Source organism: Burkholderia singularis, assembly GCF_001718875.1.
Lineage (GTDB): Bacteria > Pseudomonadota > Gammaproteobacteria > Burkholderiales > Burkholderiaceae > Burkholderia > Burkholderia singularis.
Genome location: NZ_CP013449.1, coordinates 1,068,172 through 1,088,908 on the forward strand (window position 1 = coordinate 1,068,172; position 20,737 = coordinate 1,088,908).

Below are 20,737 nucleotides of genomic sequence, written 5' to 3' on the forward strand. Positions count from 1 at the left end.
GCAGCGAAAAGCGTGCCCGTGAGCGTGGGGCCGCACGGCCTCGGGCCGCCGAGGGCCCGCCGCGCGCGAGCGCTGGCATTTTTATAACCGGCTGTAAAAACGGGGCCGCCGCTCGCGCTCAGATCGCAAGCCCGTCCGGCGTGGCCTGCGCGCGGTGCTTGGCGAGCGCGCGCAGGCAATGCGCGAGGCAGCCGGCGAACGCCTCGTCGAACCAAGGCTGCGCGCCCGATACCCCGACCACGATCCCGTGCTGCGCGACCGCGCCCCACAGGTTCGTGTCGCCGGCGCGCAGCCGGTACGGCTCGAGCGCTTGCACGACGTGGCCGTCGCGGCCGGTTTCCCACGACAGCCGCGCCTTCGCGCGCGCGTAGGCGCGGTAATCGGCGTCCCAGTCCTTCGGGTCGGGCAGCGAGAATTCATACAGGATCGCGTCCTCGAACGACGCGTCGCGCGGCCCAAGCGCGGGGTCCATGATCACGATGTGCAGACAGCCGCTGTCGCCGACGAAATCGCTCTGCAACGCGGCCGACAGCGTCGGCAGCAACAGTTCGACGGCCGCGACCGCCGCCTGGCGATCGGCGAATGCGCTACCGCGTCGATCGGCGTTCGGCAGCTTCGCCGCGTTCGGCACGTTGGGCATCGTCGGGTTCGGAAGATTCGGCATGGATGGCTCCGGAGGAAAACGCGAGCGCGCGCAGCGCCGCGATCAGATCGGCCGCTACCGCGGGCTTGGTCAGATAAGCGTGAAAACCCGCTTCGACTGCTCGGGTGCGGTCGCGATCGCGCGCATGGCCGGACAGCGCAAGCGCTTCCAATGGCGCGCGGCCTTCGCGGGGGCGATCGGCGTCGAGTTGGCGCACGCGGCGCAGCACGGTGTAGCCGTCCTCTTCTTCGCCGCCGAAATCGATGTCGCACACGAGCAGCACCGGCCAGTGCGCGCGGCGCGTGTGCCGCAGCTCGTCGAGCAGCGCCTGCCCGGACGGGAACGCGCGCACGTGCGCGCCGGCGCTCTGCAATAGCGCGGTGAGCGCTTCGCGCGCGTCGTCGTGATCGTCGACACACGCGATGCGCAAGCCGCCGAGTGGTTTCGCGTCCGGGGCGGCGGGTTCCGACTCCGGCGAAGCCGGCGCCACGGTGCACATCGGCAACGACAGATGCAGTGTCACGCCCGTATCGTCGCGTTCGCGCACGACGTAGCCGCCCGCGTCGTCGATCGCGCGCTGCAGCTGTTCGAGGTCGACCAGCGGCAGCTCCGGCGCATCGACGCCCGCCAGCACGATCGTGATTCGCGCGTCGGGGTCGTGGCGTGCGGTGTGCACTTCGATCTGCCCCCCGCCGCTCACGTCGATCCCGCCGCGGCACAGCTCCCACACGAAACGGCGCAGCCCGGCCGGATCGGCCTTCACGGCGAGATCCTCGTCGGACAGGTGGCGAAACACCGGCACGCCGCGCTGGGCGGCCGCATCGGCCAGACTGTCGAGCACCTGCGCGACGAGCGGATTGATCCGCACCGGCTGCCGCGCGAACTTCGCCTCGGTGCGCTCCAGTTCGCGCTGCTTGGCCTGCAGCGACCACATCTGCGCATACACGCCGCCGCTCGCGAGCAGCGCGTCGTGCGTGCCCTGCTCGACGAGCCTGCCGTGCTCCATCACGAGAATCCGGTCCGCATCGACGATCGTCGACAGCCGGTGCGCGATGATGAGGCTCGTGCGATGCCGCGCGACGCGCATCAGTTCCTGCTGGATCGCGCGCTCCGAGCGCGTGTCGAGCGCCGACGTCGCTTCGTCGAACACGACGATCGGCGGCGCCTTCAGCAGCGCGCGCGCGATCGCGACGCGCTGCCGCTCGCCGCCCGACAGCCGCACGCCGCGTTCGCCGACGCGCGTATCGTAGGCATCGGGCAGCCGCTCGATGAACGCGTCGAGCTGCGCGCCGCGCGCGGCCGCGATCACTTCGGCGCGCGTCGCGTCGCGCTTGCCGTATCCGATGTTGTAAGCCAGCGTGTCGTTGAACAGGATCGTGTCCTGCGGCACGATGCCGAGCGCGTCGCGCAGGCTGCGCGCGGTGACGCGCCGCAGATCCTGGCCGTCGACGCGGATCGTGCCCGCATCGGGCTGGTAGAGCCGGAACAGCAGCCGCGCGAGCGTCGATTTCCCCGAGCCGCTGCCGCCGACCACCGCGACCGACTGCCCCGGCTCGATGCGAAACGACACGTCCCACAAAATCTGACGGCTCGGCTCATAGCCGAAGTCCACGTGCTCGAACTCGATCGCGCCGCCGCGCACGACGAGCGGCTGCGCGCCCGGCGCGTCGCCGTCCTCGCCCGGCTTGCCGCGCGCGTCGAGCAGCCCGAACAGCCGCTCGATGTTGGTCATCGCGTCGTTCGCCTCGCGAAACACGAAGCCGAGCGCATTCAGCGGCAAGCTGATTTGGATGACGTAGGCGTTGATCAGCACGAGATCGCCAAGCGTCATCGTGCCGCGCGCGACATGCTGGCCGGCGAGCAGCATCACCGCCGCGATGCCCGCGCCGATGCACGCGCTCTGTCCGATATGCAGCGCCGACAATGCGTACTGGTTGTCGACGCCCGCCTCGCGCCATGCGTCGAGCACGCGCTCGAGGCGGCCGCGCTCGACGTCCTCGCGCGCGAAATATTTCACCGTATCGACGTTGAGCAGGCTGTCGACCACGCGCGTGTTCAATTCGGCCTCGAGCGCATTCACGCGGCGCTGATAGCGCATGCGCCGCCGCGTAAACACGATCGTATACGCGGCGTACACGCCGAACGTCGCGAAGATGATGCCGGTGAAGCCGCCGCCGTACTTGCCGATCACGATCACCAGCACCGAGCCGATCTCGATCGCGGTCGGCACGACCGTAAACACCGCGACGCCGAGCAGGTAGCCGATGCCGGCCGTGCCCTTCTCGAGATCGCGCACGACCGCGCCGGTCTCGCGCTGCGAATGAAAGCGCGCGCCAAGCCGGTGCAGGTGCCCGAACGTGCGGACGGTAAACGCGGCGACCGTGTGCTGCGTCACCTGCACGAACGTCATGTCGCGTACTTCGTTCAGCGCGTTCCCGGCAAAGCGCACGAGCGCATACGCGAACAACAGCAGCACGGGCAGCGTGACCGGCTGGCCGGCCGCGCGGCCGAACCCGTCGACGATATCCTTCAGCAGCAGCGGCACCGCGACGGCGGCCGCCTTCGCGAGCACGAGCAGCACGATCGCCGCCAGCACGCGCATGCGGTAATGCCAGATCGCGCGCCACAGCTCGGCCGCGATGCGCAGCCGCAGGCCGCGCCCGGCGGGCTGGCCCCGGCTGCCGCGCGGCGCGGGCGGCGTGCCGTCCGTGCCGGCTGTCACGCGCGCCATTCGGGCCCTTCTGACGAATCGTGCGAATCGTGCGGACCGCCGGGCCGCCCGGCAGATCGTCGTGGCATCATGTCCCTCCTTGAAACGCGCCCGCGTGAACCGCGCCTGGGCCGTGCAGCCCCCGGCCACGTTGGCGCGCGCCTCAGGCTCGGCGTTGCAAATCGCGCGCCGCCATCGGCGCCGCCGTAGCCGGGCGCGGCCCGCGCCGGCCATCCTGCACCGCCCGCCCGGCGCCTGTCGCGACGCATGCCTTCGCCGTGCCTACCTATCTGCAACGCCATTGCAGTTTTTGCGGCAACGTCAGCCCGGTGACGCCACACCACCGCTATACGCGGCCAGTGCCCGGTGTCCCGGGTTTCTTCGGCGAGCCGGGCTCGCTCAGCCGTTCGGTGCGATCCGGCGCGATATCCGCGCCGTCGTCGAACGTCGCGTCGCCGTCCGCCGATGCGCGCTCGCCGGTGCCCGCGCGATCCGTATCGGTATCGAGCGACGCGTCGCCGCGCTCGAGCGGATGGCCGTCGAGCGGCGAATCGACGTCGAACGCATGACGCCGCGCGCCGGCCGTGTCGCTGCCGCTGTCGGACGAGTCGCTCGGCCCCAGCGCGCGGCCGTCGCGGCCGCGCCGCGCGTTGTCGTCGTCGGGACCGGCCGGTTCGTTGTCGGGGTTCAGGGTGCTGTTCATCGCAATCTCCTCATCTGGCGGCAAGCCGCGGCCGGCGCATTCGTGCGCGGTGTGCGCGGCCTGCCCGCCGGAGCGCGAAGCAAGCCGCATGCCCCGCCGCCGTCCGCCGGTTGCGCGACAGCGGATGTGCTCCGTCGCGCGCCGTGCGGCACAGGTGATGCGCAGCCGTTGATCGGCGGAATTGAGTTCCTTATGCTTTCGAAGGTGCCAATTCCATTTTGAATACCCCGCCGGCCGCCGCGCGCGGCCGGCCGGACGTCTCCCGCCCGCATTCAACCGTTTCGATGACGAAAGACCACACGCTTACCGATCCTCATGCGCCGCTCGGCCCAGCCGATGCGCGCGATCTGCTGCACCGTTTCGCCGAGTTCCGCTTCGAGACCGTCGTCGAGGCGATCAGCGACTACGCGGTCTTCATGCTCGATCCGCATGGCAACGTCGCCACGTGGAACGCGGGCGCGCAACGTATCAAGGGCTACCGCGCGGCCGAGATCATCGGCAACCATTTTTCCCGGTTCTACCCGCCGGAGGCCGTCGCATCCGGGCGGCCCGCGTTCGGGCTCCAGCAGGCGATCGCCCACGGCCGCTTCGAGGACGAAGGCTGGCGCGTGCGCAAGGACGGCTCGCTGTTCTGGGCCAGCGTGACGATTACCGCCGTGCGCGGTCCCACGGGCCAACTGGCCGGCTTCATCAAGATCACGCGCGACATGACCGAGCGCAAACGCCTCGCGGAATTGGAAGCCTCCACGCACCGGCTGAGCGTGTTCATCGCGATGCTCGCGCACGAACTGCGCAATCATCTCGCGCCGCTGAGGCATTCGGTCGGCGTGCTGCAAAGCCTGCCCGATCCCGCACCCGCGCTCGCGCAGTGCCGCGACGCCGTGCACCGCCAGGTCGGGCAGCTCACACGGCTCGTCGACGATCTGCTCGACGTCGGGCGCATCACCGCCGGCAAGGTCGAACTCGACCGCGAGCCGGTGACGGTGCGCGACATCGTGTGCCGCGGCGTGGAAAGCATCCAGCCGAAGCTCGCCGCGCGCGGGCAGCACATTCGCATCGACCTGCCGCCCGATCCCGTGCTGTTGCGCGGCGACGCCGCGCGGCTCGTGCAGGTGCTGCACAACCTGCTCGACAACGCGTCGAAATTCTCGCCGCACGGCGCGCGCATCGACGTCGACGCGCATATCGAAGGGCCCGTCGTCGCGATCCGCGTGACCGATCCTGGCGTGGGCATCGCCCCCGGCGCGCTCGAATCGATCTTCGATCTGTTCGAACAGGAAGGCGCGCCGGGCCGGCGCCCGTCAGACGGCTTCGGGCTCGGCCTCGCGATCTGCCGGTCGTTCATCGAGCTGCACGGCGGAATGATTTCCGCCGAAAGCGGCGGCCCCGGCCTCGGCGCGACGTTCACCATCCGGCTGCCGGTCGAGCGCGTGCCGCGCACCGCTCCCGCCGATACGCCCGCGCCGCGCCTGCCGCGGCAACCGGCCGCCGGCCCGCTGCGCATCGTCGTGGTGGATGACAATCGCGACTCGGCCGACACGCTCGCCGTACTGTTGCAAGTAAAGGGACACGCGCCGCGCGTCGCGTACAACGCGCACGACGCGCTGGCGCTCGCGCGCGACACCGTCCCGCACCTGATGCTGATCGATCTGTCGATGCCGGACGTCGACGGCTATACGCTGCTGCGCGAACTGCGCGGGATCGACGCATTGGCCGGCATGATCTGCGTCGCGCTGTCCGGCCACGCCCGAGCGGCCGACCTTGCGCGCACCGCGAACGAAGGCTTCGACGATCACCTCGTGAAGCCCGTCGAGATGGCGGTGCTCGATGCGCTGCTACAGCGTGTCGAGCGCGAGGCTGGCGGCATGCCGTAATCGCTGCGGCCATCGCGCGGCAGATCGCGGCTCATCGCCGTGCAGATTGCGTAGGCACGGGCCGCCCTGCTCCACGTTTCCACCGGCTTTTTCAATGCATTTGTGCATCCGGAATGCAGGGCGCGTCATCGCCGCAATTCATCTTATTTGTCGAGCCAAAAATCCCGAGATGCATTCCTTTTATCTAAATTTCACCAAAAATTCATCATATCGATGATTATTCAAAATGAATCAATAGCGATTGAGTTTGTGCAATACAATTTCCGAATCATATTAATTCAACAAATAAATCCGCGGCCAATCCATTTCATTTATAACAATTTTTCGAAATCACTCGCTGCCGCATCAAAATCGACAATATAGCCTGCAATCAGCCGCTCATCCGCCGCTCAAGCCTATCGACGCAGGCCGCCGGATATGGAATTTTCAATCGCAATCGGCGCTAGTTGACCGCCGTTCGAGCCGCAATTCATCTATCCGGCACGCGTCCAGCATTCCGGCACTTGATATTTAAATAAACCGCCAAATTCACATCAATTGCATACCAGAAATTCGAATAAGTGAATTCGGGACGCGAATACTATAATCGGCCGTGACGCATCATAAGACGGCCCAATCGCAACGCATTCATGCTCGGCCCGCATCTGCATATAAACGTTTCAATTCACGGAGTGTTATATGTCGGGACAGCATCACTTTCTCATGACGCCGGGGCCATTGGCCCTGAGCGACGAAGTCAAGGCGCAAATGCAGTTCGACATGGGTTCACGCGATGCGAGTTTCAAACGCATCACCGCGCTCATGCGCGAGCTGACGCTCGAACTGATCGACGGCAATGGCACGCATTCGGTCGTTCCGATCCAGGGCGGCGGATCGTATGGGATGGAGGCCGCGCTGGCCACGTTCGTGCGTGCGTCCGATCGGCCGCTCGTCTGCATCAACGGAATATATGGCGAGCGGATTCTCAAAATCCTTCAACTGCGCGGCGTCCAGGCTGTTAGCCTCACGGCGCCGACCGATCAGCCGCTGTCGGTGGCCGACATCGCCGCGCGCCTGGAGCAGGATCGCAAGATCACCCATCTCTGCTTCGTCCACTGCGAAACGACGGCCGGCATCATCAATCCGCTCGGCCCGCTCGTCGAACTGGCAACGCGCGCCGGCGTCAAGACGATCGTCGATGCGATGAGTTCGTTCGGCGCGACAGATATCAGCGCCCGGCGCATTCCTTTCGACGTCCTCGTGACGTCCAGCAACAAATGCATCGAAGGGCCGCCCGGCGTGGCCTTCGTCATCGCGTCGCTGGACCTTCTCAAGCGCAAGTCCGATCCGGTCAATTCGTTCGTGCTGGACGTGCGCGATCAATGGCTCGGCTTCGAGCGCACCGGCGAATGGCGCTCCACGCCGCCCACCCATATCGTCCAGGCGTGCGCGAAGGCGCTCGACGTGCTGTCGATCGAAGGTCCGCTGCAACGGGGCAAGCGTTACAGCGCGGTGCGCGACGAGATCATCCGCGCGACCGGGCGTTACGCATCGCCGCTGCTGAGCGCGCACGTGCGCTCGCCGGTCTGCGTGGCGCTCACGGCGCACGGCGTCATCGATACCCAACAGGACTTCGACGCACTGTACGCACATCTGGTCAACTACAACCTGTACATCTACTCGAAGCTGCATCTTCCCACGCGCAGTTTCAGGATCGGCTGCATCGGCTCGATCCGGCCCGCCTGGATCGGTCTGCTTGCGACCGCCTTTCGCGATTTCTTCAATACACGCCCCATCCCGGATCAAGCGCTGTGCCACGCCGATGCCGAATTCGTGAAAGAGGTCTTGTGACATGCCGCGCAATATCCCCAGCACCGAACTATCCCGCGAAACCGCGCTGTTGCATGCCGGCTACCGGCATGATCCCGTCACCAAGGCCGTTGCGGTGCCGATCTACCAATCGACCGCGTATGAGCTGGACGGCGACCTGGAAAAGATCGCCGACATCTACAACGTCAAGGAAGACGGCTTCACCTATACGCGGATCATCAACCCGACGACGCGCGTGCTCGAACAACGCTTTGCCGCGGTCGACAACGCCGGCGATGCGCTCGCCGTCGCATCGGGGCAGGCCGCCACCTTCCTGGCCCTCGCGAACCTGTGCAGCGGGCGGCCGGGTGACAACGTAGTCGCGTCGAAGTACCTGTACGGGAACTCGTGGAACCTGCTGTTCAACACGTTCAAACGGCTCGGCATCGAGGCGCGCTCCGCCGACCCGAAGGAGATCTCGTCGTTCGAGTCGCAGATCGACGACCGGACCATCGCGATTTTCGGCGAGGTGTTTTCCAACCCGTGCCTCGTTCCCCTTCCGGTTGCGGCGCTTGCCGAAATCGGCGGGCGCCGCGGAATTCCGCTCGTCGTCGACAACACGACCACGCCGCTGATATGCCGCCCCGGCGCGCTGGGCGCGGCCATCACGACGTACTCCGCGACGAAATATATCTGCGGTCACGGAACGACGCTCGGCGGATTGATCGTCGACAATGGCCATTTCGCCTTCGACGATCACGCCCGTTTCCCGTTATTCCATGAGCCCGACGAAGCGCATGGCGGCATCGTCTGGCGGGATGCCGTCGATGCGCTCGGCGATCTCGGCGCGAGCGCCTATCTGCTGAAGGCGCGGATGACGTGGCTGCGCGACACGGGCGCCGCGATCAGCCCGCTCTCCAGTTTCCAACTGATCCAGGGGCTGGAGACGTTGCATCTGCGCATGCAGCGGCACAGCGAAAATGCCGCGGCAATCGCTGCGTTCCTGAAGCGCCATCCGAAGGTCGCGCATGTGTCGTATCCGGGGCTCGCGACCGGACGCGAGCGCGAGCTGGTCGACGAACTGGTCGATGCGCGCGTGGGCCATGGCGCGATGATCATGTTCGAGCTGGACGGCGAAGCGGCCGGCCGCAAGTTCATCCAGAACATTAGGCTCATGTATCACGTCTCGAACGTCGGCGACGCTCGCACTCTGGTCACGCATCCGGTGTCCACGACGCACACGACCGTGCCCAGGGCAAAACGCGAAGCCGCCGGCATCTTCGACGGCTCGATCCGCCTGTGCGTCGGCATCGAGAACGTGGACGACATCATCGCGGACCTTCAACGAGGACTCGACGCCATCTGACGCCCCATTTCGGTAAGGACTATTGCGATCATGGAAACCTCTCAGGTTTGGAAACTTCGCAACAAGCGATTCGAGACGTTTCAATTTCCCCGGGACATCACGCGCGAGTTGTCCGAATTGCGGCCCGACAACATCACCGGCGCCCTCTATATCCTGAAGGACTATCTGATCATGCTGGCGTGCGCGTTCGCCACGGTTCGACTGTCGTGGTGGCTGTATCCGCTCGCGGTGCTCGTCATCGGCGCCCATCAGCGCGGGCTGACGACGATCTCCCACGACGCCGCGCACCGGACGCTCGCGAAGAACGCGGCATGGAACTACTTCCTCGGGATCGTGTTCGCCGCGTATCCGCTCTTTCAGCGGCATTGGGCTTACCGCGTGTCCCACGTGCATCTCCATCACCCGCATCTCGGCGACCCGGAAAAGGACCCCGACCTGAAATTCTTCATTTCGTCCGGCGTCTATCAGGTTCGTCCACCGCGCGAATATGCATTCGCCATCGTCTGGAAAGCGATCCTGGGCGGAGCGACGCTGCGCTATCTGAATTATCTGTGGCGCAACCGTTTCCTCATCTCGGGCAACGGGGGCAACGCGGTCGACAGGCGAGGCGTCGCGATCGACTCCTACGGCTTCGCGGCGTTTTGGGTAGTCGTGATCGCCGGATTCGTTCAGGCGCAGTCGTTGCATCTGCTGGTGCTGTTCTGGCTGATTCCCTATCTGACCACATTCCAGATTCTCGGCTGGTTCGTCGAGATCGCCGAGCACTCGCCGATGTGCGAGACCGAGGTGGAAAACGTCTACCTGACGCGCAACCGCAAGGGCAACCTGATCGAGCGGCTCCTGTTCGGCGTCAATCTGGACGAATACCATCTGGAACATCATCTTTCGCCCGGCGTGCCGTTCTGGCTTTTGAGGCGCGCGCAGAAAATCCGCTTGCGCGATCCGCGCTATGCGCAGGTCGCCGATTCCTGGGGCGGGCTCTTCGTGCGCGGTCCCAACGGGCAACCCAGCGTGATCAGCCAGTTGCTGGAGCGCAACCGGCGCCTCTACGACACAGGCCGCGCGCCCTTTCCCGCGCCGTTACGAGAACAATGATGGAACACCATCGCGAAGCAACGCGCGCCGTCGTCGGAGTGAGCGCCAATCGACATCTCAACGACGGCGTTCACCGCGATTGGTTGCGGCGGCGCTATCTCGAAGCGCTCGACAAGCATGCCGGTGTCGAATGCGTGATCCTGCCGACGATCGACGGCGACCTGCCGTGGGACGCGAGCGTGCGCAAATTCGGCGATGCGCTGCGCCGCCTGGACGGGCTGGTTCTGACGGGCGACGAGTCCGACCTCGATCCGGCCATCTTCAACGACACCGAACGCGCGTGGCATCGCGCGGACGACGACGTGATTCCCGGCAAGCGCGACCGGCCGCGGGACCGCTTGTCGCGCGCCGCGCTGAGCGTGGCGACGGCGCTCGAGATGCCGATCCTCGGCATTTGCCGCGGCCTGCAGGAAATGAACGTGCATCGCAACGGAACGCTGCATCCCGATCTGTCGCTCGCGAGCAAGGGCGTCGTCCATCATGAAAACCCGGCCCTGCCCCGCGATCAGCAGTACCTGCCCGTTCATACGGTGAACGTCGTGCCGGGCGGCATTCTGTCGTCGATCATCGACGGCCGCGCGCTGTTCGTCAATTCACTGCACAATCAGGGCATTGCCGAGGCCGCTGCCGATATCCGGGTGGAAGCCGTCGCCGACGACGGCGTGATCGAAGCGCTGTCGTATCCGACGCCGGCGAGCTTTCAGCTCGCGCTGCAATGGCACCCGGAATGGCATGCGTCCAGCGATGCCGTCAGCCAGACGATTTTCAAAGCGTTCGGGCGTGCCTGCGTTGCCTATCAAACGGAGCGGTCATGGAAATGGCGACATGGCGAGCCTTCCGGGCATTGAAACCCTTCGCCACCTCAAAAAATTTCGTCTCTATCGGCGGCCTCATGGATTTGCATTTGCTGGCGTTGTTTTGCGTGGCCTTTACTTCCGCGGTCGCGGTGCCCGGGCCGAACGTAGCGTTCGCGGTTGCGCAGGCCATCAAACATGGCCTCAAGACCGCGATTCCCGGCGCGTTCGGGTTCGGGCTCGCCACCGCCATTCACGCAACGGTGGTCTTGTCCGGCGTGGGATTGCTGATTCGCGACCATCAATGGGTGCTGGTTTATCTGCGATGGATCGGCGCGATTTATCTGGCATACCTGGCGCTGACGACCTTTTTCAGCCGCTCGGAGCCGCGCGACGGCGCCGCCGGAAATGCGAGTTCGAAGCAGATGTTCGTGGATTCGCTGCTCGTCTCCCTGACCAATCCGAAGGGATGGCTGGCGAGCCTGCTGACGTACCCGAGCTTCATCAGCCCGCATTTTTCGTACACCACGCAGGCTGTCTCGCTGGGCCTCGCGGCGACGGCCATTTCGCTGTCGATCTATGGCGGCTACATGTTTCTCGCGCACAACGCGCGCGTGGCCTTCAATAACACGGCCGCGCTCAACAAGATCACCGCGCTGCTGTATGCGCTCGTTGCGCTTGGCCTCGTTCTGTTTCCTTATTGAGAGCCGGCATGACCGACGGCATATCGATCAGCGGCACGCTGGAAGGGAGGAGCATGGTTTTCGACTACATCGTTATCGGCGGCGGTAGCGCCGGCGCGGTCATCGCGCGGCGGCTCGCGGATGCAGACATCGGCTCGGTTCTGCTCGTCGAAGCCGGACCGCCGGACGAAGGGGTTCCGGCGATGATGGACATTTCCCGCCTGTTCGAGCTGGACGCCAGCACGGATTGGGGGTTCCTGGCCAATCCCACGAAGCAATCCAGCCGCCAGCTCACCTACTCGCGCGCGAAGATGTTGGGCGGCTGCGGCAACCATAACGATTGCGCGTACCTGGTGCCGCCGAAAGAGGATTTCGACGCATGGCGCGATCTTGGCGGCGACGGGTGGTCGGGCGCGGACGTCAGCCGCTATTTCGATCGCCTGCAGGCGCGCCTCACGATCGAACGGCGCCCGGAGCGCCACCCGTTTTCCACGGCATTCGTGCGGGCCGGAGAAGAACTCGGGCTGCCGAACGTGGATTTCAGCGCCAAAGTCGCGCCCGGCATCGGCATGCTCACGTTGAACGCGCACGGACGTTTGCGCAGCTCGTCGTCGGTCGCCTATCTTCATCCGTTGACGTCGCTGCCGGCGAATCTGCGGATTCTGACGCAAACGCTCGTCAGCAAGATCGAATTCACCGGCAAGGCCGCCACTGCCTGCGTCACGGACAAGGGGCGCATTGCCGCGCGCCGGGAAATCATTCTCTGCGCCGGAAGCATCCAGTCCCCCCAGCTTCTGATGACTTCCGGAATCGGCAACGCCGCCGATCTGCGCGCGCTCGGCATCGACGTCGTGCACGACAGTCCAGGAGTCGGGCAGCATCTGCTCGATCACTATACGGTGCCCGTGGTCTTCGAGACGGCAGAGCCGGTGCCCGACTGGGACATCACGCCCTATGAGGCAATCGCGATGCTCAAGCTCTCACCGCACGCCCGCGCGGCGGAAAGCCAAGTGCAGTTCGGGCTGACGGCCGGCTGGTTCAACGGCCGGTTCGGCGACGAATATCACCCGTCGGCGCCGAAAGGGCGATCCATCATCGCACTCGAGCCGAACGTTGCCATCAGCCGAAGCCACGGAAGCGTGAAGATCACGTCCGCCGACATTCGCGTCGCGCCGACAATCGACCTGAACTACCTGTCCGACGCCGACCGCTACGACGAAGACGTGCTGCTGCAAGCGGTCGCATTCTGCCGGCGCATGGGCAACACGCAGAGCCTGGGCCGAATCGTCAACAAGGAACTGCTGCCGGGGCCCGACATCGTCGACGAACAGGATCTGCGCGCCTACATCCGCAATAACTGCCAGACGTACTACCACGCTTGCGGCACCTGCCGCCTGGGCTCCGCGCATGATCCGCAGGCCGTCGTCACGCCGGATCTGAAGGTGAAAGGCGTCACCGGGTTGAGAGTCTGCGACGCGTCGGTGTTCCCCGCGATGGTGTCGGTCAATATCAATGCGACGGTCATGATGGTCGGCGAAAAAGCTGCCGACCTCATTATTTCGGATACCAAATGATTGGCAACGCGAAAAATACCGGAGATTCCACGCCGATATCGATGCGTGCGGCCGATGTGACGCCGAAGGCGTTCGGCGTCGCGGCCCGCTGCCGGTGCCGCCATCACGTAAGCCGTGGCCGGCTGCGCTGACGCCCGCGATGCGATTGACTGATAACGGAGGCTGCAAGTCCATGCCGATCAGAATTCCCAAAGGTTTGCCCGCCGTGACCGCGCTCGAGACGGAGGGCGTCATGGTCATGGACGACGAGCGCACGGTCCGCCCGCATAACCGGCCGCTGCGCTTCGGCTTGCTGAACCTGATGCCGAACAAGATCAAGACCGAAATCCAGATCGCCCGCTTGCTCGGCGCCACGCCGCTGCACGTCGAACTCACGTTGATCAAGATCACCAATCACGCGCCGAAGAACACGCCGACGGACCACCTCGTTTCGTTCTACCACGACTGGGCCGACGTCAAGGCGCAGAAATTCGACGGTTTCGTCATTACCGGCGCGCCGGTCGAAACCCTGCCTTTCGCCGAAGTGAGCTACTGGGACGAGCTCGTGAAGATTTTCAACTGGACGCAAACCAACGTTCACAGTTGCTTCAACATCTGCTGGGGCGCGCAGGCGGCGATGCACTACTTTCACGGCATGCCGAAATACGTGCTGAACAAAAAGGCGTTCGGCGTATTCAAGCATCATGGCCTGGAAGCCGGGTCGCCCTATCTGCAAGGCTTTTCCGACGATGTGCATATTCCGGTGTCGCGCTGGACCGAAATGCGCCGCGCGGATATTCCGCCGGACAGCGGCGTGTCCGTGCTGATCGAATCGCCGGAAACGGGCCTGTGCCTTCTCAACGATCCGAAGCATCATTCGCTGCACATCTTCAACCACATCGAGTACGACTCGTACACGCTGGCGGACGAGTATTTTCGCGATCGCGCGATTGGCCGGGACATCGGCGTTCCACGGCATTATTTCCCCGACGACTGCGAAAACCTCGCCCCCCGGAACCAGTGGCGCAGTCACGCACATCTGTTGTTCGGCAACTGGATCAACCAGATCTATCAAACGACGCCGGCCGAGGTGAGCCGGATCGGCATCGATCGATGCGGCGGCGCAGGTTGACTTCATCCGCGCCGGCCAGCGCGCATTCGCCTGAACAGCGGCCGCGTTCTTCACGGCTTTCCACACAACGGATTGAACCGACATCCACTCTTTTGACCGGGCGCAGAATATGAGTCTTTCGTTCGACGAATTGAAGCAGGCGGCCGCGTCAGGCGCCATCGACACCGTGCTTGTCTGCCTTGTCGACATGCAGGGCCGTCTGGTCGGCAAGCGGTTTCATGCCGACTTCTTCGTGAAGCACGGCTACCAGGAAACGCATGCGTGCAATTACCTGCTGGCCGACGACATCGACATGGAGCCCGTGCCCGGCTATGCCAGCGCGAGCTGGGCAGACGGATATGGCGACTTCCTGCTCAAGCCGGATCTTTCCACGCTGCGGCGGCTGCCGTGGCTCGATGCCACCGCGCTGGTGATTTGCGACGTGCTCGACCATCGCGAGCGGCCCGTCGCACATTCGCCGCGGCAGATCCTGCAACGGCAGTTGCGCCGCCTGACCGAGCGCGCGATGACGGCATGCTTCGCATCAGAGCTGGAATTCTATTTGTTCGACGAGACTTACGAAGCGATCTCGCGCAGGAAATACGTCGATCCGCAGACGGCCGGCACCTACAGCCAGGACTACCACATCCTGTCGACGACGCGCCAGGAATCCGTCATGCGACCGATCAGAAACGGACTGCATGACGCAGGCATCGCGATCGAATGCTCGAAGGGCGAATGGGGCGCGGGCCAAGGCGAAATCAACGTGCGCTATGCCGATCCGCTCGTGATGGCCGATCAGCACACGATCATCAAACATGGCAGCAAGGAAATCGCCGCGCAGCATCACAAGGCGATCACCTACATGGCGAAATGGCGCTACGATCTGGCCGGCTCATCCAGTCATATTCATGCATCGCTATGGTCGCTGGACAAAAAGCCGCTGTTTTATGACGCCAACGCGCGCCACGGCATGTCGGAGCTCATGCGGCACTACATGGCTGGGCTGCTGAAATATTCGAGAGACATCACGCTGCTGCTCGCCCCCTACGTCAATTCGTACAAGCGATTCCAGGCCGGCACCTTCGCGCCGACCAAGGCCGCATGGAGCCGGGACAACCGGACTGCCGGATACCGCCTCTGCGGCGAAGGCTCCCACGCCATCCGGGTGGAATGCCGCATCGGCGGCGCGGATCTGAATCCGTATCTCGCCTTTGCCGGATTGATCGCGGCCGGCCTCGCGGGCATCGACGAAAAGCTACCGCTGCCCGGCCCGTTCGTCGGCGACGCGTACCGCGACGACGCCCTGCCCGACATTCCAAAGACATTGCGGGACGCCATCGATATCAGCGCCAATTCGACATGGCTGCGCGAAGCGTTGGGCGACGAGGTGGTCAATCATTACGTGCATGCCGCGCAGTGGGAACAGCTCGAATACGATCGCCGCGTCACCGACTGGGAGGTGGCCAGAGGCTTCGAGCGAAGCTGAGCGCCAACGGGCGCGGCCGCGCCGGGAGGCCACCGGCTTCGCGCCATCTGCCCATGCGCATCGGGCAGCGCATTCCATCTCGATCAGCCGGATATCGTCTCGGTAACGGGACGCACATCGGTCTGGCCCGTCGCCCGAGGGTCCGAGGCCATGCGCGTGCCGAGTTCGGTTTCGATCCGGCGCAACATGATCGTCGCGAAATCGACGATAGGCGTTCCCGGGCCGAAGATGTCGGCAACGCCGAGACGACGCAGTTCCGGATGGTCCGAATCGGGAATCGCGCCGCCGAGATAGACAGGCAGCCGGCGCGGCAGATGCCGGTCCATGCAGTCCATCAGGGCAGGAATCGAGACGCCATGTCCCGCCGTCAACGATGAGATGCCGATCGCGTGAACCCGTTTGTCAGACGCGATTCGGACCACTTCCTCGGCGGTCTGGAATAGCGCGCCCATCACGACCGAAAAACCGAGATCCTCGAGGGCGCCCGACACCACGCCGATCCCACGGTCGTGTCCGTCCTGGCCGAGCTTTGCCATCAGAATGCGCGGCGGACCACCGTGCGCGGCCGAAAACCGCGCGATCTCCGAGGCGAGCCGTTGCCATCCGGCATCGTTCGCGAACTCACGTCCATAGACGCCCGCGAGCACCTCCGTCCGAACCGAATACCGGCCCCACACGGCCTCGATCGCGGCGGAGATTTCGCCGACCGTCGCGCGAACGCGAGCCGCCTGGATCGCCGCATCGAGCAGGTTGCGCCTGCCGTGGCCGGCCTGCCCGCATGCGGCGGCGTCGCGCAACGCGGCCAGCGCGACATCGACATCGCGCTGGCTGCGCGTCGCCTTCAGGCGCCGCAAGCGTTCGACCTGTTCGCCGCGCACCGCGCTGTTGTCGATCCTGCGCACCTTGGGCTCGCAGTCCGGGGTGTCGGGCCGGTATTTGTTGACGCCGACGATCACATCCACGTTCGCGTCGATCCGCGCCTGCTTGCGCGACGCATCGTGGGCAATCTTGCGCTTGGCCCAGCCCGATTCGATCGCGCCGATCACGCCGCCGCGCTGTTCGATCTCGTCCATGACCTGCGTGACCTGGGTGACGATATCCTGGGTCAGCGATTCCATCATGTACGATCCGGCCCATGGATCGACCACGCTCGGGATCTGCGTTTCCTCGCGAATGATCAGTTGCGTGTTGCGCGCGAGGCGCGCCGAAAACTCGCTCGGCAGCGCGATCGCCTCGTCGAGCGAATTGGTATGCAGCGACTGGATGCCGCCGAACACGGCCGCCATGGCCTCGATCGTGGTGCGCACCACGTTGTTGTAAGGCTCTTGCCGCGTCAGCGACCACCCCGAGGTCTGACAGTGCGCGCGCAGCATGCGGGAGCGTTCGTTGGCCGGATTGAACTCATCGACGAGTTGCCACCACAGCTGGCGGGCGGCGCGCAGCTTCGCGATCTCGAGATAGAAGTTCATGCCGACCGCGAAGAAGAAGCTCAGTCGGCTCGCGAATTCGTCGAAGGCGAGACCACGCGCCAGCACGCTTCTCACGTACTCGCGCGCGTTGGCGAGCGTCAATGCCAACTCGACCGTCGGCGACGCGCCCGCCTCGTGCATGTGGTAGCCGGAGATCGAAATCGAATTGAATTTCTTGATGCGGGTCGCGCAGTATTCGATCACGTCGGTGGCGATCCGCATCGACGGGCGCACGGGATAGATATAGGTGTTGCGCACCATGAATTCTTTCAGAATGTCGTTCTGAATCGTTCCGGTCAGCGCGGATTGCGCGACGCCCTGCTCCTCGGCCGCGACGATGAAGCAGGCCATGATCGGCAGCACGGCGCCGTTCATCGTCATCGAAACCGAAATCCTGTCGAGCGGTATGCCGTCGAACAAGACCTTCATGTCCTCCACGGAATCGATCGCAACGCCCGCCATCCCGACATCGGCGGCGACGCGGGCGTTGTCCGAGTCATAGCCGCGATGGGTCGGCAGGTCGAAAGCGACCGAGATTGCGTCGACGCCGTTCCACAGCGCGTTGCGATAGAACGCGTTCGACTCCTGCGCGGTTGAAAATCCCGCGTACTGGCGGATCGTCCACGGACGCGTCGTGTACATCGTCCCATACGGGCCGCGCAGATACGGCGGCACGCCCGGCAAGGTGTCTTGAAACGGCAGCCCCGCCGTGTCCGCTGCGGTATACAACGGCTTCAGCCGGATCTGCTCCCTCTCGCGTTGCAGCGCGGCGAGGTTCGGCGCCGCTGCCGGCGCGCCCGGATCTCGATTGTCAGACATGGTTGTTCCTCCACGGGGACTTCGGGTGGCGCGACGGCTTGCTTATGCCGGTTGCCGGACACGTTCGTCGCGGGCGTCGTGCACGGCCTCCACGAGTTCGATCAGGACGCCTTCGCCGCTCAGCGGAAACTGCGCGCTGGCGGCTGGATGAATGAAGGCGACGCGCGCACCGCCGGCTCCCCGCCGAATCCCGCCATCGGCGAATCGCACGCCTTGCGCGATCAGCCACGCGACGGCCGCGTCGAGGTCGCTGACGGCAAGGCCGATATGGTTGAGCGCGGGACGGGTCACGTCGGGTTTGCGCGCCGGGTCGAGCGGCTGCATCAGGTCGATCTCGACGGCCCCGGCGCCCGCACCCGCGATCAGGATGTCCTCGTCCACGTTTTCGGCCTCGCTGCGAAAGCGCTCGGTCACCGGCAACCCCAGCAGGTTCACCCACAGATTCGTCAGGCGCGCTTTGTCGGCCCCCCCGATCGCAACGTGATGCACGCCCAATACCGTGAACGGCCGCGACGTGTCGCGCGGCGCCGGGGCGGCCCGGCCGGTGTCGTGCAGCGCCTTGATCGCTTCCCGGCTCATGGTCTTTCCTTCGTTGTCGCGCGTACACGCCGTGTCACGGCTGCGTCGAGCGTTCGGCGCGCGCGGGGGCGGTCTGGACCGCGACTTGCACGCGCGTCGCCGCGCGCCGGGCATGGCGGTCGGCCGCCAGCGTGATCAGCAGCGCGGCCAGTTCGCACAGCCCGCCGATCGCGCCGATGTCCGACACCGAGCTGTATGCGACGATGAACGACCCGAGCGCCGCGCCGAGCGCGAAGCCGAGATACGTAAACGACGAATTGAGCGACAGTGAGACCGGCGCGACTTCAAGGCCGGCGATGCCAATCAGCTTTGTCTGCTGGGCCGGGTTGAACGCCCAGCCAGCCGCGCCCCACGCGGCGATCGCAATCAGGATCGCGACGCGCGCATGCGCGGGCTCCAGGTGCAGCGCGCTGGCGGTCAGACTCTCGTATGACAGCATCATCACGACCAGGCAGACGATCAACACCTTGCCGCTGCCGAGGCGGTCGATCGCACGGCCGCTGATGAATACGCCGATGCCGGCGAACACGCCGTACAGCAGCAGCACGGCGCCGATTTCCGCGCCGCTGAAGCCGGGGCGGCCCGTGAGGAACGGTGCGAGATACGGGTAGATAGTCCAGATGCCCGCGGCCCACAGGGTCGTGATGAGCAGCGTGACCAGCACGGCGGGCTGTCGCCCGACGGCCACGCGCTGCGCGAGTGACGGCACCGACAGGTTCGCGCCGATCCCGCGCGGCAGGCCGACCACTACCCCGAGCGTCACGATCGCGGACAGCACGCCGATGCCGGCGAACGTCGAGCGCCAGCCGAAGTGCTCGCCGATCCATGCGCCGAGCGGCACGCCGAGCGCGACGGCGATCGTGATCCCGCCATGGACGGTCGCGAGCGCGCGCCCCCTGCGCTCCGGCGCGACGAGCGAGCCGGCGAGCGCATTCGCGCTCGGCATGTACAGGCCGGCCGACACGGCTAGCAGCACGCGCGCGGCCAGCAGCGACAGATAGCCCGGCGACGCGCAAGCCGCGAAATTGGCGGCGGTGAAGCACAGCAGCGCGACGATCAGGAAGCGGCGCCGATTGACGCCCGCGCTGACCGTTGTCAGGATCGGCGAGCTGATCGCATAGGAAAGCGAAAAAACGGTGACGAGCTGCCCCGCTGCCGCGAGGCTGACGGACAGATCCTTCGCGATGATCGGCAGCAACCCCGCGAGCATGAATCCTTCGGTGCCGATGGCAAAGGCGCCCAGCGCCAGGAAATACAGCGATGCGTTCTGTTTCAGTTCGGCGGCTGACGCCATGAAATTGTCTCCCTACTGATTACTGATGAATCCGGAAAGCGGGCGCGCTCGCGCGCGGCGCCCGGCGTTCGCCCGCGCCCGCCTGACGGCGCGGCGCGGCGCGGGGAAACCGGGTCGGCATGATGCCGCGCCACGGCGGCGAGCGCCAACTGCTGCTTGCGCGGGCGCGTTGCTTCAGCGCGCGCTTGTCGGGCTGAAAACGTCCTGGCCCGTCTGCACGTGGCTCCACGTGTAGTGCGCGTTCGACTGGGCGAAATGCCACAGCGCGGAAATGGTCGGCACCTGGTTCTGCGTGCGGCACAGACCCGACCACGACGTCACCGTGCCGTAGTCGCCCCAGTTCACTGCGAACGACACCAGCGTGACGTTGTCCTGGCCGTTCTGTGCGGGCGCGGTGTTGGTCCAGCCGACCAGCGGGAACAGTTGGCCACTCGTGCCCGACGGCGACCGGTAGGTGCCGGTGATCGCGCCCGTCACCGGATCGACCGACTGGATATTCATCGTCGAGCCAAGCTGATTGCCCCACGAGCCGACCAGGCTCGCGCACGACTGCGTGCCCGCCCAGGCCGCCGCTGGCATCATGCCCAGCGTGAGAGCGGACGAGGACAGCGTACCGACGGTAGCGAGCGACATCAGCATTTTTTTCACTTTTTCATCTCCTTGGTCATGAACGTGCGGATCGATTTCCCCGCTGCCGCTCCGCACGAACGGCAGCGTTCGCCTGCAATTCGGGTGCGCCCGCCAGTCCCGGCCGGACGCACGACACT

Annotated in this window: 16 protein-coding genes; 9 read left to right on the plus strand and 7 right to left on the minus strand. The window is 65.3% G+C overall.

Features of this window, described 5'->3' with window-relative positions:
* Positions 1-118 precede the first annotated feature (118 nt).
* From AQ611_RS20370 to AQ611_RS20380, 3 genes are all read right to left on the minus strand, one after another.
* Entirely contained in the window at positions 119-640 is a 522-nt protein-coding gene (locus AQ611_RS20370; protein WP_369828185.1) for a hypothetical protein, read from the minus strand.
* Positions 588-3,365: an ABC transporter transmembrane domain-containing protein gene (locus tag AQ611_RS20375; protein ID WP_374755053.1), complete on the minus strand. Its 2,778-nt coding sequence runs from the start codon at positions 3,363-3,365 to the stop codon at positions 588-590. The genes AQ611_RS20370 and AQ611_RS20375 overlap by 53 nt, the downstream gene beginning before the upstream one ends.
* A gap of 334 nt (positions 3,366-3,699) precedes the next feature.
* On the minus strand, positions 3,700-4,056 hold the full coding sequence (locus AQ611_RS20380) for a hypothetical protein (RefSeq protein WP_059519829.1): 357 nt from the start codon (positions 4,054-4,056) through the stop codon (positions 3,700-3,702).
* A 284-nt stretch (positions 4,057-4,340) separates the two neighbouring features.
* Between AQ611_RS20380 and AQ611_RS20385 the strand changes: the two genes are divergently transcribed.
* From AQ611_RS20385 to AQ611_RS20425, 9 genes are all read left to right on the plus strand, one after another.
* A complete protein-coding gene (locus AQ611_RS20385; protein WP_069235846.1) occupies positions 4,341-5,930 on the plus strand; it encodes a PAS domain-containing hybrid sensor histidine kinase/response regulator in 1,590 nt (529 codons plus the stop codon).
* A 678-nt stretch (positions 5,931-6,608) separates the two neighbouring features.
* A complete protein-coding gene (locus AQ611_RS20390; protein WP_059519731.1) occupies positions 6,609-7,760 on the plus strand; it encodes a 2-aminoethylphosphonate--pyruvate transaminase in 1,152 nt (383 codons plus the stop codon).
* 1 nt (position 7,761) lies between these two features.
* Positions 7,762-9,084 (plus strand): O-acetylhomoserine aminocarboxypropyltransferase/cysteine synthase family protein, encoded by a 1,323-nt coding sequence (locus AQ611_RS20395; protein ID WP_069235847.1) that lies wholly within the window; start codon positions 7,762-7,764, stop codon positions 9,082-9,084.
* 30 nt (positions 9,085-9,114) lie between these two features.
* Positions 9,115-10,179 (plus strand): fatty acid desaturase family protein, encoded by a 1,065-nt coding sequence (locus tag AQ611_RS20400; protein ID WP_069235848.1) that lies wholly within the window; start codon positions 9,115-9,117, stop codon positions 10,177-10,179.
* Complete coding sequence (locus AQ611_RS20405; RefSeq protein ID WP_231936024.1) at positions 10,179-11,027, plus strand: gamma-glutamyl-gamma-aminobutyrate hydrolase family protein; 849 nt, start codon at positions 10,179-10,181, stop codon at positions 11,025-11,027. The genes AQ611_RS20400 and AQ611_RS20405 overlap by 1 nt, the downstream gene beginning before the upstream one ends.
* A 74-nt stretch (positions 11,028-11,101) precedes the next feature.
* Complete coding sequence (locus AQ611_RS20410; RefSeq protein WP_231936026.1) at positions 11,102-11,677, plus strand: LysE family translocator; 576 nt, start codon at positions 11,102-11,104, stop codon at positions 11,675-11,677.
* 8 nt (positions 11,678-11,685) lie between these two features.
* Entirely contained in the window at positions 11,686-13,230 is a 1,545-nt protein-coding gene (locus AQ611_RS20415; RefSeq protein ID WP_069235850.1) for a GMC family oxidoreductase, read from the plus strand.
* Between the two features lie 172 nt (positions 13,231-13,402).
* Positions 13,403-14,341, plus strand: coding sequence for a homoserine O-succinyltransferase (locus AQ611_RS20420; protein ID WP_059519737.1), 939 nt, complete (start codon positions 13,403-13,405; stop codon positions 14,339-14,341).
* A 109-nt stretch (positions 14,342-14,450) separates the two neighbouring features.
* Positions 14,451-15,809: a glutamine synthetase family protein gene (locus AQ611_RS20425; RefSeq protein WP_069235851.1), complete on the plus strand. Its 1,359-nt coding sequence runs from the start codon at positions 14,451-14,453 to the stop codon at positions 15,807-15,809.
* A gap of 83 nt (positions 15,810-15,892) precedes the next feature.
* Here AQ611_RS20425 and scpA read toward each other — a convergent pair whose 3' ends face one another.
* From scpA to AQ611_RS20445, 4 genes are all read right to left on the minus strand, one after another.
* Entirely contained in the window at positions 15,893-18,097 is a 2,205-nt protein-coding gene (gene scpA, locus AQ611_RS20430) for a methylmalonyl-CoA mutase (protein WP_069235852.1), read from the minus strand.
* A gap of 42 nt (positions 18,098-18,139) precedes the next feature.
* Positions 18,140-18,676 carry a VOC family protein gene (locus AQ611_RS20435; RefSeq protein ID WP_082712061.1) on the minus strand — a complete coding sequence of 179 codons (537 nt, stop codon included), beginning with the start codon at positions 18,674-18,676 and terminating at the stop codon, positions 18,140-18,142.
* A 34-nt stretch (positions 18,677-18,710) separates the two neighbouring features.
* On the minus strand, positions 18,711-19,970 hold the full coding sequence (locus AQ611_RS20440; RefSeq protein WP_069235853.1) for an MFS transporter: 1,260 nt from the start codon (positions 19,968-19,970) through the stop codon (positions 18,711-18,713).
* A 174-nt stretch (positions 19,971-20,144) separates the two neighbouring features.
* On the minus strand, positions 20,145-20,618 hold the full coding sequence (locus tag AQ611_RS20445; RefSeq protein WP_069235854.1) for an avidin/streptavidin family protein: 474 nt from the start codon (positions 20,616-20,618) through the stop codon (positions 20,145-20,147).
* Positions 20,619-20,737 lie beyond the last annotated feature (119 nt).

Bases quoted from the DNA above. Each gene is read 5' to 3' on its own strand.
- AQ611_RS20370 (WP_369828185.1), bottom strand. From the start codon at position 640: ATGCCCAACGTGCCGAACGCGGCGAAGCTGCCGAACGCCGATCGACGC.
- AQ611_RS20380 (WP_059519829.1), bottom strand. From the start codon at position 4,056: ATGAACAGCACCCTGAACCCCGACAACGAACCGGCCGGTCCCGACGAC.
- AQ611_RS20385 (WP_069235846.1), top strand. From the start codon at position 4,341: ATGACGAAAGACCACACGCTTACCGATCCTCATGCGCCGCTCGGCCCA.
- AQ611_RS20390 (WP_059519731.1), top strand. From the start codon at position 6,609: ATGTCGGGACAGCATCACTTTCTCATGACGCCGGGGCCATTGGCCCTG.
- AQ611_RS20395 (WP_069235847.1), top strand. From the start codon at position 7,762: ATGCCGCGCAATATCCCCAGCACCGAACTATCCCGCGAAACCGCGCTG.
- AQ611_RS20400 (WP_069235848.1), top strand. From the start codon at position 9,115: ATGGAAACCTCTCAGGTTTGGAAACTTCGCAACAAGCGATTCGAGACG.
- AQ611_RS20405 (WP_231936024.1), top strand. From the start codon at position 10,179: ATGGAACACCATCGCGAAGCAACGCGCGCCGTCGTCGGAGTGAGCGCC.
- AQ611_RS20415 (WP_069235850.1), top strand. From the start codon at position 11,686: ATGACCGACGGCATATCGATCAGCGGCACGCTGGAAGGGAGGAGCATG.
- AQ611_RS20420 (WP_059519737.1), top strand. From the start codon at position 13,403: ATGCCGATCAGAATTCCCAAAGGTTTGCCCGCCGTGACCGCGCTCGAG.
- AQ611_RS20425 (WP_069235851.1), top strand. From the start codon at position 14,451: ATGAGTCTTTCGTTCGACGAATTGAAGCAGGCGGCCGCGTCAGGCGCC.
- scpA (WP_069235852.1), bottom strand. From the start codon at position 18,097: ATGTCTGACAATCGAGATCCGGGCGCGCCGGCAGCGGCGCCGAACCTC.
- AQ611_RS20435 (WP_082712061.1), bottom strand. From the start codon at position 18,676: ATGAGCCGGGAAGCGATCAAGGCGCTGCACGACACCGGCCGGGCCGCC.
- AQ611_RS20440 (WP_069235853.1), bottom strand. From the start codon at position 19,970: ATGGCGTCAGCCGCCGAACTGAAACAGAACGCATCGCTGTATTTCCTG.